At 67.0% G+C, this 15,851-nt stretch carries 14 protein-coding genes and 2 tRNA genes; 5 read left to right on the forward strand and 11 right to left on the reverse strand.

Going from position 1 to position 15,851, the window contains the following annotated elements; translation table 11 throughout:
- Positions 1–115: 115 nt before the first annotated feature.
- Together ACWDSI_RS06055 and ACWDSI_RS06060 are read right to left on the reverse strand one after the other, a co-directional pair.
- A tRNA-Arg gene (locus tag ACWDSI_RS06055) sits at positions 116–191 on the reverse strand.
- Between the two features lie 39 nt (positions 192–230).
- A tRNA-Ser gene (locus ACWDSI_RS06060) sits at positions 231–322 on the reverse strand.
- A gap of 162 nt (positions 323–484) precedes the next feature.
- Here ACWDSI_RS06060 and hisC point away from each other — a divergent pair.
- A complete protein-coding gene (hisC, locus tag ACWDSI_RS06065; RefSeq protein WP_449755970.1) occupies positions 485–1,549 on the forward strand; it encodes a histidinol-phosphate transaminase in 1,065 nt (354 codons plus the stop codon).
- A gap of 355 nt (positions 1,550–1,904) precedes the next feature.
- On the opposite strand, the gene ACWDSI_RS06070 is transcribed toward hisC, so the two are convergent.
- A complete protein-coding gene (locus ACWDSI_RS06070; protein ID WP_449747267.1) occupies positions 1,905–2,894 on the reverse strand; it encodes an alpha/beta hydrolase in 990 nt (329 codons plus the stop codon).
- 165 nt (positions 2,895–3,059) lie between these two features.
- Here ACWDSI_RS06070 and ACWDSI_RS06075 point away from each other — a divergent pair, with 165 nt between their 5' ends.
- On the forward strand, positions 3,060–3,506 hold the full coding sequence (locus tag ACWDSI_RS06075) for an acyl-CoA thioesterase (protein ID WP_449756041.1): 447 nt from the start codon (positions 3,060–3,062) through the stop codon (positions 3,504–3,506).
- Between the two features lie 38 nt (positions 3,507–3,544).
- On the opposite strand, the gene ACWDSI_RS06080 is transcribed toward ACWDSI_RS06075, so the two are convergent.
- Positions 3,545–4,795, reverse strand: a complete 1,251-nt coding sequence (locus tag ACWDSI_RS06080) for a hypothetical protein (RefSeq protein ID WP_449747399.1) — start codon at positions 4,793–4,795, stop codon at positions 3,545–3,547.
- Positions 4,796–4,884: 89 nt separating this feature from the next.
- Positions 4,885–6,006, reverse strand: coding sequence for an acyltransferase family protein (locus ACWDSI_RS06085; protein WP_449755971.1), 1,122 nt, complete (start codon positions 6,004–6,006; stop codon positions 4,885–4,887).
- A gap of 69 nt (positions 6,007–6,075) precedes the next feature.
- On the opposite strand from ACWDSI_RS06085, the gene ACWDSI_RS06090 reads away from it, so the two are divergent.
- Complete coding sequence (locus tag ACWDSI_RS06090) at positions 6,076–7,143, forward strand: magnesium transporter CorA family protein (protein WP_449755972.1); 1,068 nt, start codon at positions 6,076–6,078, stop codon at positions 7,141–7,143.
- 400 nt (positions 7,144–7,543) lie between these two features.
- Here the strand turns inward: ACWDSI_RS06090 and ACWDSI_RS06095 are convergent, their stop codons facing one another.
- From ACWDSI_RS06095 to ACWDSI_RS06115, 5 genes are all read right to left on the reverse strand, one after another.
- Positions 7,544–8,209, reverse strand: coding sequence for a hypothetical protein (locus ACWDSI_RS06095; RefSeq protein ID WP_449755973.1), 666 nt, complete (start codon positions 8,207–8,209; stop codon positions 7,544–7,546).
- Between the two features lie 110 nt (positions 8,210–8,319).
- Positions 8,320–9,441 carry a beta-propeller fold lactonase family protein gene (locus ACWDSI_RS06100; protein WP_449755974.1) on the reverse strand — a complete coding sequence of 374 codons (1,122 nt, stop codon included), beginning with the start codon at positions 9,439–9,441 and terminating at the stop codon, positions 8,320–8,322.
- Positions 9,438–10,601 carry an Ig-like domain-containing protein gene (locus ACWDSI_RS06105; protein ID WP_449756042.1) on the reverse strand — a complete coding sequence of 388 codons (1,164 nt, stop codon included), beginning with the start codon at positions 10,599–10,601 and terminating at the stop codon, positions 9,438–9,440. The genes ACWDSI_RS06100 and ACWDSI_RS06105 overlap by 4 nt, the downstream gene beginning before the upstream one ends.
- Entirely contained in the window at positions 10,541–11,659 is a 1,119-nt protein-coding gene (locus ACWDSI_RS06110; RefSeq protein ID WP_449755975.1) for an Ig-like domain-containing protein, read from the reverse strand. Before ACWDSI_RS06110 ends, ACWDSI_RS06105 begins: the two co-directional genes overlap by 61 nt.
- A 544-nt stretch (positions 11,660–12,203) precedes the next feature.
- Positions 12,204–12,851 carry a response regulator gene (locus ACWDSI_RS06115; RefSeq protein ID WP_449755976.1) on the reverse strand — a complete coding sequence of 216 codons (648 nt, stop codon included), beginning with the start codon at positions 12,849–12,851 and terminating at the stop codon, positions 12,204–12,206.
- Between the two features lie 170 nt (positions 12,852–13,021).
- On the opposite strand from ACWDSI_RS06115, the gene ACWDSI_RS06120 reads away from it, so the two are divergent.
- Together ACWDSI_RS06120 and ACWDSI_RS06125 are read left to right on the forward strand one after the other, a co-directional pair.
- Positions 13,022–13,681, forward strand: coding sequence for a hypothetical protein (locus tag ACWDSI_RS06120; protein WP_449755977.1), 660 nt, complete (start codon positions 13,022–13,024; stop codon positions 13,679–13,681).
- Positions 13,682–13,695: 14 nt separating this feature from the next.
- Positions 13,696–15,267, forward strand: a complete 1,572-nt coding sequence (locus tag ACWDSI_RS06125) for an ATP-binding protein (protein WP_449755978.1) — start codon at positions 13,696–13,698, stop codon at positions 15,265–15,267.
- A 24-nt stretch (positions 15,268–15,291) separates the two neighbouring features.
- On the opposite strand, the gene ACWDSI_RS06130 is transcribed toward ACWDSI_RS06125, so the two are convergent.
- Complete coding sequence (locus tag ACWDSI_RS06130) at positions 15,292–15,678, reverse strand: hypothetical protein (protein WP_449755979.1); 387 nt, start codon at positions 15,676–15,678, stop codon at positions 15,292–15,294.
- Between the last annotated feature and the right edge of the window lie 173 nt (positions 15,679–15,851).

Raw genomic sequence — 15,851 nt, forward strand, 5'->3', positions numbered from 1 at the left:
GTGCCCATAGCCCTCGTTCGCGACGCTGCGCGACTCCTGCGTGATCACCACCGACAACCAGCGGTACGGGACCGGCCGAAATAAAGAACCCGAACACTGTGTGTCCGGGTTCTCATGGTGCGCCCGTAGGGATTCGAACCCCAAACCTTCTGATCCGTAGTCAGATGCTCTATCCGTTGAGCTACGGGCGCGTAGCGTTGTTCAGTTGTCCGCGCTCAGCGTGACCGCGGTGGCGGAGGCGAGAGGATTTGAACCTCCGGTCCCGTTTTAGCGAGACAACTCATTAGCAGTGAGTCCCATTCGGCCGCTCTGGCACGCCTCCTTGGCGGAGTCCTTTCGAACTGCCGAAGCGTTAGGTTACACACCGTCGGCGGCCCGAAGCAAACCGCCTTGTCGCGCGCTCCCGATGCCCGGCCGACCCGGTGAGCCGCCCCCTCACCGGATCACTTTTGAGCCTCTGCGCGCGCACGCCTACATTTGACGGGTGAGCCTGCGCATCCGTCCCGACCTCGACGACCTGCCCGCCTACGTGCCCGGCAAGACGTTTCCCGGTGCGATCAAGCTGGCCAGTAACGAAGTCACCTTCGGCCCGCTGCCCAGCGTGCGTGCTGCGATCGCCGCCGCGGCAGCCGACGTCAACCGCTACCCCGACAACGGGATGGTCGAGCTCACCGCCGCGCTGGCCAAGCACCTCGGGGTCACCGAAGCCGAAGTGCAGGTGGGATGCGGTTCGGTGAGCTTGTGTCAGAACCTGATCATGATCACCAGCGGCCCCGGCGACGAAGTGCTGTTCGGGTGGCGCTCCTTCGAAACCTATCCGTTGGCGACGCGGTTGGTGGGTGCCACACCCGTCCAGGTTCCGCTCACCGGCGACCTCACCTACGACCTCGCCGCGATGGCCGACGCGATCACCGAGCACACCCGACTGATCTTCGTCTGCAACCCCAACAACCCCACCGGCACCGTCGTGGACGCCGACGATTTGCGCGCTTTCCTGCAACGCGTGCCCGACGACATCGTCGTCGCCCTCGATGAGGCGTATTACGAGTACATGCGGCCCACGTCGTCGCAACGCTACGACGCGATGCAGCTGCGTGTGGAGTTTCCGAATCTCGTTGTCCTGCGCACCTTTTCCAAGGCGTATGGACTGGCCGGGCTCCGCGTGGGATATGCGGTCGCCGATCCCGCGGTCATCGTCGCACTCGGCAAAGCGCATGTGCCGTTCTCGGTGAACTCGGTGGCTCAGGCCGCCGCGGTGGCCTCCCTGCGGGCCGGCGACGAACTGCTGACCCGTACCGAGGACGTGGTTTCCGAGCGCACCCGGGTCACCGAGCGACTGCGCGCTGCGGGCTACCGGGTGCCCGACTCGCAGGCCAACTTCGTGTGGATCGACCTCGGCGAGAAGACACTCGATTTCGCGGCCGCGTCGATCGAAGCGGGTGTGGTGATCCGCCCCTTCGCCGGCGACGGTGTGCGCGTGACCGTGACCGACATCGGCGAGAACGACGTGTTCCTGGCCTTCGCCGAGGACTGGGCCTCGCGGCACTAAGCAAGCACGCTCAACCCCACCACCCGCCGGTTGAGCTTGTCGAAACCACGCCCGCTGGTTGAGCTGGTCGAAACCACCGCCCGCCGGTTGAGCTCGTCGAAACCACCGCCCGCTGGTTGAGCCTGTCGAAACCACCGATCCGGGCACGCTCGACAGAGATCCGGGCACGCTCGACTCCTCCGCCCGCTGGTTGAGCCTGTCGAAACCACCGCCCGCTGGTTGAGCTCGTCGAAACCACCGCCCGCTGGTTGAGCTTGTCGAAACCACAGATCCGGGCACGCTCGACGCGGATGTGGGCACGCTCGACGGGAATGTGGGCACGCTCGACAGAGATCCGGGCACGCTCGACGGGAAGTCAGTAGTACAGACTGCGGGAGACCGTGCGCCACGCGGCGGGTAGGTCCTGCTCCCAGTACGCCCAGGTGTGTGTTCCGATCAGGCGGAAGCCGTCGGTGTAGCGAATGTTGTTGGAACGCAATGTCACCGCGAACTCCAGCGAGCACCGGTAGGCGCCGAGTTCGAGCGCCGAGGACGAGGCGGTGACCGCTTCCGGCGGACCCTCATCGGGGCCGATCTTGCGTTGCAGGTCCAGCGGGCCGATGGCACCCGAGCCCGCGGACATGAAGATGTCTTTGCCGCGAAGCGCATCGAGATGCTGCGCCGGATCGTGCGCGTTCCAGCCGGCCGAACCGAATGGTCCCCACATGTTGGTGGCGTTGCCACCGTCGCGGCCGACGGTGGTCCGCACATACGCCTCATTGGCCGGACCCGACACCGGCGGGCAACCCGACAGCGACGCCAGACCGCGATAGAGGGACGGATGACGCACGGTGAGCGCAAACGCCGCCTGCCCACCCATCGACAGACCGATCACCGCGTTACGGCCGGTGCCGTGGAACTGCTTGTCGATGACCGGCGGTAGCTCCTTGGCGAGAAAGGTGTCCCACATCGGCTTGCCGACCTTGGGGTCGACCTTCTGCCAGTCGGTGTAGAAACTGCCTTTTCCGCCGGTGGGCAGCACCACGTTCACGTTCTGGCCGGCGAAGAACCGGCCCGCATGGCCCTTGGTGATCCAGTCGCTGACATCCCCGTCGGCACCGGCCCCGTCGAGCATGTAGACGGTGGGGCGCGGCCCGGACGCATACGCCGGGGTGAGCACCGACAGCTTGATACGGGTCTTCATCGACGGCGAATACACCCAGATGTCGGTGCGCAGGGGGCTCAGCGTCTGCATCTTGGCGATCTTGGCAACCGGCTGCGGCTTCGGCGCGGCCTGCGCGAGGCCGGGCGCGGCGGCGAGCGCGGCACAGGTCAACGCGACCGCCGCCAGCACGCGCCTCACCATGGGAACCTCTTCCGATAGTCACACCAGCCCCACACGTAACAGGGTTGGGTACGCCGCCCAGCGTACTGACCGTGAACGACGCGTCAAACCCGCGAGTTCCGTCCGCACCGGATCGACATAGAGTTGAGATCCGTGACGACGTCGAATGATTCTGGTGGGTCTGCGATACCCGCAGGTGGCGGCGGCCTCGGCGCCGGTGAGTTCGCCTTTACCGCGCAGATTCCGGTGCGCTGGTCGGACATGGATGCGTTTGGTCACATCAACCACGCGCGGATGGTCACCCTCATGGAGGAAGCCCGCATCCAGTGGCTGCTCACCGCGGGTGACGAGTACGTTCCGCTGATCAAGAGCGCGATGATCGTGCACGTCGACATCCGGTACCAGAGCCAGCTACGCCACGACGACTCCCCACTGCGAATCGGCATGTGGATCAAGGGTTTTCGGTCGGTTGATTTCACCATCGGCTACGAGATCCGGGGCCGTGAGGCACCCGATGCGCAGCGGGCGGCCTGTGTGGCGAGCACGCAGATGGCCGTGGTCGACATCGAGGCCCACAGTCTGCGTCGTCTCACCGCGACCGAGAAGGACTACTTGAGATCATGGTCGCGCTGACAGGTAACGCCGATCCGGCACGCGACCGCTGACGCCCCTCAGGACGGTTCGTACCGCGCGGGCAGTTCGCGTGGAACCGCAGGCGAGATGCGTGCGATGTTTCCCTGCAGCACATCGCGGTAGATCCGCAGTTGCTCCTCGCCGCTGCGCACTTGTTCGGTGAGCCGCTTGGCGTTGTCCACCGAGATCTCCCGGTCGCCCGAACGCGCGATGAGCGCATCGATACGGTCGTCGATGGTGGCGGCCTTGTTGTACTCGGCCAGGATCTGCAGTTCCACCGCAGCGGATTCGACGACGTGGGCAACCTCGGCGAGCGCCTGGACCCGGTCGATCAGTTCCGTCCACACCGGGCGCAGCACGGTTTCCCGCTGATCGATCTGTTCGGCGAACGCCCGATCGAATCCGCCGTTGCGTTTGGCACGGTCCAGGTCGATCCGGACCGCGCGCAGTGCGATCACGTCCGCGGCGATCTCGGCGAGTTCGGCGTGCAGATTCACCTGGGTGCGCTGCACCTCGAAGTGATCCGAACGCCAGGCCGGGTTGATCACGATGCGGTCGTAGTAGTGGGCCGCCACGAACAGCAGCGTCTCGTAGCCGTCCACGAAGTACGACGAGCCGGGGCTGCCCACGGGTCCGTCGGCCGCGGAGTTGTTGGCGAATTGCGCGGCCCACTGTTCCGCCTGCGGATAGCCGGATCTGCTCGCGACCTGACCCACCACGCCCGCGATCCGTTCGACGGCGACGTTGCCGGCACGTCGCACCGGGTGTGCCGTGTTGACGTTGGGTGTGGGCGTGCACAGCAGTCCGGCGAACAGTCGCTCACGCTCGTTGATCTCGAGGTAGACGTTCTCGCGGCGTTCCCTGCGGATCGCCCGGGTGCTGCCGGCGAACACACCCTTGGCGGTCACGACCGCCTTGCGTGCCTCCTCGCGGCGTCGCACCAGTCCGTTGAGCCGGTTTCGCATCACGGCCGCCACCACGCCGGGCACCATCGAACCGTCGAGTTGGTGTTCGAGTTGCATGATCGTCCGCTGCAGGCGACGCAGCTCGGAGAATCCGCCAGGCAGGTCGGGGACGGGAAGGCCGGTGGAGATGCGCCGCACCAGGATCGCCCGGCCCCCCGGAGTCAGGTAGCCCGACGCCACCAGCAACGCGCTCATATCCGACAGCTCGCCGCGATCGCCGGGCACACACGAGCGGTCGCACCACGCGCGGATGTCGGCGGCCGTCACATTCCGATGTGGCACGGGCCTACCGGCACCGGGGTCCGGGATACTGCTCTGGGCCATCACGTTGCTCTCGACTCGACCGGCTTCGGTTGCGCCGGTGGGTATGGGAAAGAGTGGGTGAACTGCGATCACTCACCCGTATATCCACTCTACCTGCGCTGTTCGAGCAGTTTCGGGGTTCGGGCCGCCCACAATGGCCTGGTGGCACGGTGCAACGCCCAGGCGATCGGCACGCTGACCAGGGTGGTGAGCACGAACGCGACCACGATGTTGCCGGTGAACACCCGCCACCCCAGCACATCCATCACCACTTCGAGCACGATCACATGTACGAGAAAGAACTCGTAGGAGATCTCGCCGAGCCACTCGACGATGCGGCTGCCGCAGAGGCGGGCCCAGCCGCTGGATTGGTCGGCTGAAGTGAGCGGCCCCACCAGTCCGATGGCCACGACCAGATAGAGCACGTGCTTGACGATCGTCGCCGACGCGGTGGTCGGCGTGATGGTGGGTTCCCCCGCGATCGCCGACCCGGACACCAGAAACGCGATGCCCGCCGCGGCGAGCCACGTCCACGTGCGCCAGGCCCTGACCAGCGGAGCGATCACCGCGAGCGCCATCCCAACGACGAACCAGCTCAGAAACGCCGGCGCCCACAGTCGTGCCGTGGGATTGACCCCCTCGCTGCCGGCCACCACCACTGCCCACACCGGGCTGATCATCGCCACCGCCACCAGCCCCCCGATCAGCAGGTCGGGGCGCCAGCGGCGGCGGCAGATCACGACGATCAGCAGCCAGCCGAGAATCGGCAGCAGCAGGTAGAACACCACTTCGGCGGCCAGGCTCCACATCTGGGTCAAGCCCGAATGCAGGTGTCCGAGCCCGTAGACCTGGGTGAGCGTCATGTTGCGCCAGAATCCCGACCAGCCGGTACCGGTCTGCGGCGCCTCACCGCCCGGCAGGTAGACCGCGTAGAGCAGGTAGACCGCGATCACGGTGATCCAGTACGCCGGCAGGATCCGGCGGGCGCGATGCCACAGGTAGCGACCCGTGTCGGGTGTGGGCGTGTGGGCGCGCACCGCGCGCACCCATGGCGTGAACAGCAGGTAGCCGGAGAGCACGAAGAAGACGGTGACGCCCACCTCGAACCTGGCGGAGAGGCGTCCGAGGTAGTCGTCGGTGTAATGCCCGGTCCAGAACGCGGCGTGGGTGAAGCAGACGGCGAGTGCGGCAATCGCCCGGACACCGGTGAGTGAGGCGATGCGCTGGGCCATGCGCCGATCATGGCAGGTCGCCCGATCCGGTCACGCCCGAGGCCTGCGCGTGCGTGGCACGATGGCGCCATGGGAGCCGAGCACGTGCGAGGTCAGATCTGGCGTCACGGAGAGAAGGTCGACGGATTCGATCTGGCATCGATCTCCGACCTCATCGACGAACCGGACACACTGGTCTGGGCCGATCTCGACTGCCCCTCGCACCAGACCCTCAACGATCTGGCCGACGAACTCGACCTCGACCCGTTTGCCATCGAAGACACCATTGCGGCAGCAGAGCGCGTGAAGGCGGTCACCTACGCGCACCATGTGTTCGTCATGGTCTATGCCGTGGACCGCGTCAGCGACGTCGACCACCCGCTCACCGAGCAGCAGGGCGACCACGATGACGCACCACCGCCGGTGGTCGCCGGCCCGATCGCGCGCGACCGAAAATCGAAATCCTTCTCACTACACAGGATCTCGATTTTCATGAAGGGCAACGCGTTCATCACCGTGCGACTGCGGCCGGGATTCGACATGGATGCGGTGGTCGATCGCTGGGAGGAGATCGATGCGGCGAGACTCGGCCCCAGCGCACTGCTGTACGGATTGCTCGACGTGGTGGTCGACGGTCATTTCGACGCCGTGCAGCGTCTCGACGATCAGATCGAGGGCCTCGAGGAGATGCTGTTCGACGAGAGGATCCCCAACCGCGCACTACAGATGAGGACCTACGATCTGCGTAAGGACCTCGTCGTGCTGCGGCGCGTCATCCTGCCGATGCGGGAGGTGCTGGCCACCATCGAACGGCATCGCGCACGGGAGCATGCGAACTCGGAACTCGATCCGCACTACGCCGACCTCTACGACCACACGTTGCGGGCGGCCGAGTGGACGGAATCGTTGCGCGACATGGTGTCGACGGTGTTCGAAACGAACCTCTCGCTGGCCGACGCACGGCTGAACACGGTGATGAAGAAGCTCACCGCATGGGCGGCGATCATCGCCGTGCCCACTGCGATCACCGGCTTCTACGGGCAGAACGTGCCCTACCCCGGCTTCTCGCAGTGGTCGGGGTTCGTGGTGAGCTCCGTGCTCATCGTCGTGATCGTGACTGCGCTCTACGTGAACTTCCGGCATCGCGACTGGCTGTAGGCGGATCGAGCGGGTTCAGCCCGCAATCCTGGTCATGACGAACGTGTCCGACATCCGCGGCACGCTGCTGAAACACGTTCCGCGATAGCCGAAGTACGTCCGACGGACGACGCACCTGACCCCCGGCCAATCCGAATAACCACCGGTGGGCGTCGACGTGATCCGGCTGGACATGTCGCGGGTGAGGTACACGCGCCCGTTGCGAACGGTGACGACGTGGCACATTCGCACCGGCATTCTGACGTGGTTCTCCGTGATGTTGCACCACCGGTAGGTTCCGGCAGCCACCTTCGCGTCCGCCTGCCCAGGGCCGGTAACGATTCCGGCCAGGACGGCGACGCTTACGCACGCAGCGGCCAGAGCCTTACCCATGCACCCGAGTATCCGCCTCCCGCGCTTCTCATGCACCACATTCCGGTGTGCCCGCCGATGCTTCGCTGCACCAGGTGAGCGGCCCGCCGGTGTCGCCGAGGCCGTTGGTCACCAGGGTGGCGCCGTCGTGGGCGCCGGTCGACAGATGGGCGGTCACCGTCTGACCCGAGGTGATGTCGCCTACGCCCGCACCGGTTTTCGAGATCTGATGCCCCATCGTCAGCACGATCCCGCGCCCCAGCGGCACCCAGGTGAGCGACCACGTCTCCACGTCGACGGCGCCGGAACCGATCACCAGCTCGCCGGTGCGGTCGCCGTTGATATCGAGGTGACTGGCGTGTCGTAGCCACTCGCCGACGAACGCCGATGCGTTCACATCCTTTCCGGGCGTAACAGGGGGAGCGGTGGTCTGTCCGCCGGTGTGGACCGTGGTTCGGCCGCCCTGCCCTCCCGACCCGCCGGCATCGGAACCGGTTGTGGGCGAACCGGTGTCACCTTCCCCGCCCCCGGGCGCGGGTGCGGCGACGGTGGTGGTCACGGTGACCACCGAGGTGGTCTGGGTGGTCGTGCTCGGTGCCGCCGACGTGGTGTCGGCGTTGCATGCGGTCAGACCGAGCGTGCAGGCTGCGGCGGCCAGAGCGAACGCGGCAACGCGATGTTGCGTCGTGCGCGGTTGGGTGACGAGTCGCCTCATGGTGTCTCCCGGTTTTCGCGGGGCGGCCGGGTGCCGCACCCTCACACCGGACTATTCGAGCCGCAGTCGCCGCCGGTTACGTTCGTCGGGCAGTCGAATGACGGCCGGGATCAGGTGTTCACCGCACCCGTCGACGGGATGGTCACCGTTGTCGAGGTGGACAGTCCATGATCGTCCGACGCCGTCACCACAAAGCTGTCGGCGGCGAAAGTGCCCGGAGTGTCGCTGGTGTACAGCCACTTTCCGGTGGCCGGGTCGAGAGTGACGATGCCCGAGGTCGGCTCGGTGGTCACGGCGTAGGTGACTGGGTCGGCGTCGGCGTCGGTCGCGGTGACGGTGCCGGTCACGCCGATCGGGACGACGGTGGCGGTGTTATCGCCGGAGTTGGCGACGTACAGGGTGGTGCCGTCGGGACTCAGCGCAATCCCCATAGGGTTGGTACCGACGCTGATCTGCCCGAGGTTCTCATGAGTTTCGGTGTCGATGACCGCCACTGTGTTACCCGCCGTCGTGTAGAGCCTCTTCCCATCTGGGCTTACCGCGAGTTGTAGCGGCGAACCGCTGACCGGGATCGTCGCGGTCACAGTGCGATACGTAGCCGGATCATCCGGATCGAGCGAAACAACCGACACCGACTGGGACTGGGAATTGGCGACGTAGAGGACATTCCCGTCCGGCGAGACCGCCACACCCTGCGGGGACCCGCCGACCGAGATGGTCTGTTCGACGGTGTTGGTCGCGGCATCGATCACAGTGACCGTACCCGCAGATGGGCTCGATATATAGACGCGTGAACCGTCCGGCGCGACGGCAACACCGTAGGGACTTGCCACCGGGACCGACGCGATGACGTGCGCCGACGCGGCATCGATCACCGACACCGTGTTGGAATTCTCCCCGGCAACATAGACGTACTTCCCATCGGGACTCACCTCGACGCTCCAGAGGTTGCTCCCCGCCGGAATCTTGGCACCGATGGCGGTGCCGGTGGCCGTGTCGATCACCGACACGGTGCTGGCGTTGGTGACATAGGCCTGGGCACCGTCGGGGCTGACCGCGATGAACGCCGGAGCCGTTCCCACCGGGACTGAGGACGACGACCCTGTCCGCACGTCGATGATCCTCACCTGGTTGCTGCTGAAGTCGACTACCGCGATCGTGGCGCCATTCGGGCCGAGAGCCTCAACACCGAAGGGGTCCTCCCCGGCCGCCAAGGTGGTCGACGCACTCACCACGCTGCTCGTCGAGGTCGACGAGACCACCGTCGGCGCGTGGTTGACGGATTGATCGTCGGGGTGACCGTTGTCGATGTGGTGCCCCCGCGGTTGTCGGTCGCGGTGAAGGTGACACTGTCGGAGCCAGGTGTGGTGAGTTGGTGCGCGTAGGCGGGGTCCGGTGTGTACGTCCAGGTTCCGTCGTGATTGTCGACGACGGTGCCGTGCGCCGCAGTACTCGCGACAACCGTCACCGCTTCCGCGTCGGCATCGGAGGTGTGCACCGTGTACACCGTGGCGGCGCCCTGCTCCGTGGGTGTGGCGGTGATCGTGGGCGCCGCGTTGGTGGTGACCGTCTGTGAGGTGACGCCGCCATGCCCGTCGTCGACGGAGACGACGAAGCTGTCGCCGACCACCGATCCCACCGTGTCCGGGGTGTACGTCCACGCGCCCGTGGACGAGTCGATGGTCGCGGTGCCGTGCGTCGGCCCACCGCTGATCGCATACGTCAGGGTGTCTCCGTCGGCGTCGGAGCCGGTGGCGGTTCCGGCCAGCACGCCCGTCGGGGTGACCGTCACGGTGTCGCCGGAATTGACGGTGTAGAAGCGGGTGCCGTCGGGCGTGAGCGCGACGTCGTAGGGTTTCGCGTCGAGCGGGTAGGTGGCGATCACCTGGTTGTACGTAGGACTCTGCGGATCGACGTCGATCGCGACGACGGTCTTGGCGTTCTGTTCGCTGACATAGAGGGTCTTGCCGTCGGAGCTGACCGCCGCCCCGGTGGCCGCCGGTGCGGGGATCGTGGCGATCACCTGTTGGTAGGTGCTGCTGTCCGGGTCGATGTCGATCACCGACACCTCGCTTCCACCGGTGAGGTAGAGCCTGGTGTTGTCCGGACTCACCGCCGCCCCGGTGAATCCGCGGCCCGGCAGATAGTTCGCGATGACCGTCCCCTGAGTCGAACCGCCCGAGATGTCGATGGCCCGGACGCCGGTGTCGGTGGTGACGTACAGAGTGGTGCCGTCGGGACTGATCGCCAGGTCTTGCGGCTCGTCGTCGACCGGGATGGTCGCGACGACGGTGCCCGCGGTGGGGCTCGCGGGATCGAGGTCGATCACACTCACCGTGTTGGCCGCGCTCCAACTCGCCGCGTAGAGGGTCTTGCCGTCGGGGGTGGCCACCGCCCCGGTCGCGGCCTGGACCGGTACCTCCGCGACAACCTGGTTGTAGGTCGGGCTGGTGGGATCGGCGTCGATGATGACCACCTTGTCCCCGCTGGTCTCACCCACGAAGGCATACTTGCCGTCCGCACTGATCGTGACGCCGCTGGGGGAGCTGCCCGGGTGAGCTGGACTGTGGTGGTGGGAAGTGTGGTCGAGGTGACGGTGAGTGTTGGTGACTGATTCTCCGGGGTGATCGGCACGGTGACCGAGGCACTCTGTCCCGACGCGCACGTGGCCGAGAGCAGATGCCAGTGCGGGGCGTTGGAGGGCGAATCGTCGGTCACGGTGACGGTGAACGAGTCGGTCGTGGCCGCCGTGCTCTCGGGGTCGGTGAGCGAGTGCGCGTACGCGGGGTCGGGCGTATAGGTGTAGGTGCCGTCCGGGTTGATCACCACCGTGCCGTGTTCGGGCTGGGTCACCACGGTGTAGGTCAGCACATCGCCATCGGGATCGGTGGCGCCGAGCGACCCGGTCACCACACCGGTGGAGGTGTCGACCACCTGGGTCGACGGCGAGAGCTCTGGATAGGAATTGAAGAAGCGCCGATTGACCTGTTGCCATGCCGCCCAAGCGAACACCAGCGCGGGAGCCGGAGCCGGCGCACTCGGATCCTGCGAGGCGAACGGATTGAATCCCAAGACACTCAGCACCGTCGCAACGAACTTCGTCGGCGCATTCACCACCGGTACGCCATGGTGGGTGGTCGTCGGTGCCGGCGATGAGCCCACCACGATCCCCTGCTGAGCGATCTCGGTGGTGGCATACCCGATGGCGGAGACCTGCTGAGGCTCGTTCTGCACCGTTGGCTTCTGCACCGTTGGCGCGTCGAGCCCGGTCGACGTCTCGGTGTCGGGGTGAGTCGCGGCAACGTGGGCCGTGGTGGGCGCGGGAGTGGGTACCTCCACCGGCGCGGGCGAGGCGCTCGGGGACGAATTGCCGAGCACCGGAGGCAGATTCGGCAAACCTGCTTCGGGCTGCCGGGGCGCGATGACCGGAGACGGTTCGGCTGGTGGCATGGAAGCCACCGGCGGTGTGGAGGCCGCGGGTGTCGAGTCGACTTGCGTGGCATCCGGGGATTCCGGCTGTGGAGATGCCTCGGGTGCGGTGTCGGGCGCAACCCCGTCGCCGGAAGTGTGGGACTGTTCGGATGTGCCGGACTGTTCGCCTCCGGCGGCGGGAGCCGGGTCGGTGTCACTACCGGACCCGCTTTCGGAGGCAGATCCGTCCGCACCCACCGCCGAGCCCGACGAACCTGCTGAGTCCGATGATCCTGCTGAGTCCGATGAACCTGCTGAGTCCGATGATCCCGCGGGCTCGGCCCATGCCGCCGCCGGGGCCAGCGCGGCCTGGCCACCCCAGAACAGCACCGCCCCGATCCCCACACCGGCCGCGGCCGCCCGCACCCTCTGCGCAGACCCGTTCCCTCTTGCCCTGGTCATCGCCCATCCTTCTCGTCGAGGAGAGCCCGAAGGCCCGAGACGCCAAGCGCCACAACCCGAACGATCCCAGTGAGCGACACTTCCGGAAAGCCCCAGATTTTGGGGACACCGCCGCTGTTCGCTAGTCGCCCGAGTCCCGCCGCGGCATGGGCAGCCAGCCGTCTTCAAGAGCCCGCTTGTACAGGTCGGTCTTGGTGGGGGCGTCTCGATGCACCTCGCGGTACTTGGCGCGGATGCGTTCGATGTACTCGTTGACGGTGTCGGGCGCGAGGCCGGTGACTCGGGCGACGTGCGCACCCGAACCGCCGGAGGCGTAGAGCTCCAACACTTCTCGGAGCCGCGGCGAGAGATCCACGAAGTGCGGGTCGGAGTCGAGTGCGGCCGCCCAATCCATCGATGCCACAGTAGAACCCGATGCCGCGGCCCGGATGGCCGCGCACACCTCCGCTTTGGTGGCGTTCTTCCGCACCACGCCGAGCGTGCCCGCGGCCGCAGCCTCGCGTACCAGGTAGGGCTCGTCGCCCGACGTGTAGATCAACGTGGACATACCTGCGCCCGACAGGACATCGATGTTGTCGGCGGGAGACGACCCGTCACCGAGTCGCAGATCGAGGACGACGAGATCAAGCCGATCCGAACCGAGCTGCGCGAGCAGGTCCGACACCGAGTGCGCGCCCCTCTCCAACCGCATATCCGCTGAATCCGCGAGAAAGGCCCTCAAGCCTTCGATCACCGAATCGTGATCGTCGATAGCCCCAATTCGCCACATCACGTTCCCCTTTCGGATTCAGCGAAATCCGTCATTGTCAGTGACCCTTCCTTTCGCAAAGTACCGGGACAATGCACACGACGGGGGGCATAATCCTTGCCGTGAACGCGTGGCGGCCTCGGCGAGGAGATCGGTCCACACGCGCCGGGTTCGCTCGTTCCCGTCGAGACATGTTGTCCACGTCGGTGTTCCGACTCGCCGACTCGACCTCGGCGGTCGCACGCACCCGGCGCTACTACGGCCTCTTCGCGGGCGTCGCCTACTCGGTATTCCTCCCGTTCCTGTTGCCTGCCGCCCAGGCTCGTGCGATCTCCGCACCGTGGTGGACGCCGGCGGCATTGATCTGCGCGGCGTTACCCGGTTTCGTCGTAGGGATACACAGCCTGTTCTCATCGAAGGCGGCCCTGCTTCGTGTGTGGGCTCGTCTGGCGGCCCTGGGCGTCTTGGTGGCGGCGGCGCTGTGGTGGCCCGCCTGGGACGGCAGGCCGCTGGACAACGCCACGGTGTTCTGGCTGGGTCCGTTCGTCGTGCTCGGCAGCATCTGCGCGATGATCGCCTGGGCACCGAACGCTGCCGCTCTCTACCTGATCACCGCAGCCGTCACCATCAAGGTGACCGGTGACGTGGCGCAGGGGGTGTCTTCGCCCGCGACGATGATCACCGATGCGGCCTGCAGCGCGGCCTTCGCGGTGGTGCCGTTCGCGTTGGGGGTGTCGGGTTTGCGCACCGCCGCCGCACTCGACCGGACCTCCGCCACGAGGTCACACTCGCCGAGCACTCCGCGGCCGCTCGCGCGCGCAGCGCCGAACGCGCCTTCGCCCGCGCCCTGACCCACGACGAGATCATGTCCAACCTGCTGGAGGCGGCACGCAATCCGGGGTCTGCCGGCCTGCCCGACCGCGCCGCCGCGACGGTGGCCGCAATGGATTCGACGTTGCGCGAGGCCACTGTGGACATGGACCCCGACGCCGCCGGTGTCGGGGCTGCCATCGCTGACGCCGTTCGGCACAACGACCCCACCATGGTGTTCAGCAGCGCCGCCGGCGACCGGCATGGACAGACCTTTCCCTCGTCGGCGGTCACCGCTCTCGCCAGCGCCACCGGGGAGGCGGCGCGAAACTGCTTTCGTCACGTGCCTCGCGACTGCCGGCGGAGTTGCCATGTCGTCGTGGATGATCATCGGGTCGAGGTCACCGTCGCCGACGAGGGCCCCGGATTCGATCGTTCGGCCACACCCCGTGAGCGTCTCGGACTCTCCATGTCCATCGAGGAACGGATGCGCCAGGTGCCCGGTGGCGACGCCTCCATCGTCTCCGTGCCCGGGTCCGGAACCACCCTCACGCTGACGTGGCACAAACCCGATGAGTCGGTTCCCGTCGACGCGACCGATCCCCTCGGCCTGCGGTCCCCCACCGCCCGGCTACTTGCCGCGCTGATCGTCGCCACGATGGGATTCGCCGCAGCGCTCGGTCCGGCACAGAAGCCGTGGTGGGTTCCGGTCGTGGTCATCGGTCTGCTGGCAGTGTCGGCGGCGATACTGGTGACCGGCCGGACCGATCGGCCGGGACGCGTCGGCAGTCTCATCGTCGCGGCCACGCCGGCCTGCATGTGCGCGGTGTATCTGTTCGCGCCGGGCCACGTCGAGATTGTTCCGCTGTGGGTGACGGGGCCGCCCGCGCTGGTAGTGTCCATCCTCGCGATGCGCAGGCGACCGGTTCTCGCGGTGGCCGGATTCGCTGCGACCTTGGTCGTGGTGGGCGCGTGGTCGTCCGTCGAGGTCGGTGACGTGGTTCCCGGCATCCTGCTCATCGGACCGTCGGGAGGATTCGTCGCGATCTCGATCGTGTTCGCGAACGTGAACCGGACACTGGCACGCAACCTCGTCGAGTCCCGGCGGCGCGCCACCGAAGCCGCGGGCATGGCCGCCGCCGCACGAGCGGCGACACAAGAACGTGCCCGTGAACTCGAACCCGTCACCGCATTGGCCCGCCCGCTGCTGCTCCACCTCGCCAGCGGCGCACCGGTTGATCCCGCCACCCGAACGGAGTGCGCACTCACCGAATCACGGCTGCGAGATCTGTTGCGGTCCAGAGCATTATGTACGCCCGACGTCGACTCGGCGGTGGAGAGGGCGCGCCGTCGCGGCGTCACGGTGAGCCTGCTCGACGACCGACTCCTCGACCGGCCGGGCATCGATGCGGCCGGCCCGCTCGACGAAGACGCCCGCACCGTGATCGTCGACGCCCTCGAGCGCACCCCCAGCGGAGCAGTGCGCGTGCGCGCGATGCCGTCGGGGCGACCGGTCGCGGTGACCGTCGTGGCCGAAACCGGCCGGCGGTGCGAGTGGACTGGCATCGACAGCACGGGTCGCGTGCGCACGACGGTCACCGAGATGACCGAAGCCCCTCTTCGCTGACCGCCGTGCTCGCGCGCCATGGTGTCAGATGGCCATGCACAGGCTGCCCAGGTTGAGTCCGTTCACCACGTCGACGTCCTCGGTGGCCGACGTGCTCCCCTGCACCAGCTTCAACGTGTAGTGGCCCGCCGCCGCGGGAGTCCAGGAGAACCCCACCTGGCCGTTCACCGGGATGGCACCGGCCCCGATGGGCGTGAACTCGCCTGCACCCGGAACCCGTTGCTGCAGGCTGACCGGTGAGTTGCCGGTGGCGGTTCCGGTGACGCGGTACGTGCAGCTGCTCGCGTAGGAGCCGCCGGACGGGGGAGCCACCGTGATGGACCCGACGTCGGCGTGCGCGGGGGCACCCACCAGCAGTGCGGCTCCCGCGCATGCGAGCGCCGCGGCCAGGGTGACCGATGGCTTGGTCACCGATAGCTTCTTCATGAGTTCTCCGATCGCTTTGGTGAGCACCTGACCGTGTGCAGGTGCCGGTGTGCGGGGTGCCGGTGATCCCGGTCAACCAAAACCCTAGAGAGAGCAGCCAATCGGCACATGCCCCAACTTTCGGGGACACCGGCGACCTCGCGCGACGGACCTCACGG

This window comes from Gordonia sp. NPDC003429 (assembly GCF_053588575.1).

Excerpts from the sequence above, each read along its gene's own strand:
- ACWDSI_RS06070 (WP_449747267.1), bottom strand. The coding sequence starts at position 2,894 with ATGGTGAGGCGCGTGCTGGCGGCGGTCGCGTTGACCTGTGCCGCGCTC.
- ACWDSI_RS06080 (WP_449747399.1), bottom strand. The coding sequence starts at position 4,795 with ATGGCCCAGAGCAGTATCCCGGACCCCGGTGCCGGTAGGCCCGTGCCA.
- ACWDSI_RS06085 (WP_449755971.1), bottom strand. The coding sequence starts at position 6,006 with ATGGCCCAGCGCATCGCCTCACTCACCGGTGTCCGGGCGATTGCCGCA.
- ACWDSI_RS06090 (WP_449755972.1), top strand. The coding sequence starts at position 6,076 with ATGGGAGCCGAGCACGTGCGAGGTCAGATCTGGCGTCACGGAGAGAAG.
- ACWDSI_RS06095 (WP_449755973.1), bottom strand. The coding sequence starts at position 8,209 with ATGAGGCGACTCGTCACCCAACCGCGCACGACGCAACATCGCGTTGCC.
- ACWDSI_RS06110 (WP_449755975.1), bottom strand. The coding sequence starts at position 11,659 with ATGCCACCAGCCGAACCGTCTCCGGTCATCGCGCCCCGGCAGCCCGAA.
- ACWDSI_RS06115 (WP_449755976.1), bottom strand. The coding sequence starts at position 12,851 with ATGTGGCGAATTGGGGCTATCGACGATCACGATTCGGTGATCGAAGGC.
- ACWDSI_RS06120 (WP_449755977.1), top strand. The coding sequence starts at position 13,022 with ATGTTGTCCACGTCGGTGTTCCGACTCGCCGACTCGACCTCGGCGGTC.
- ACWDSI_RS06125 (WP_449755978.1), top strand. The coding sequence starts at position 13,696 with ATGTCCAACCTGCTGGAGGCGGCACGCAATCCGGGGTCTGCCGGCCTG.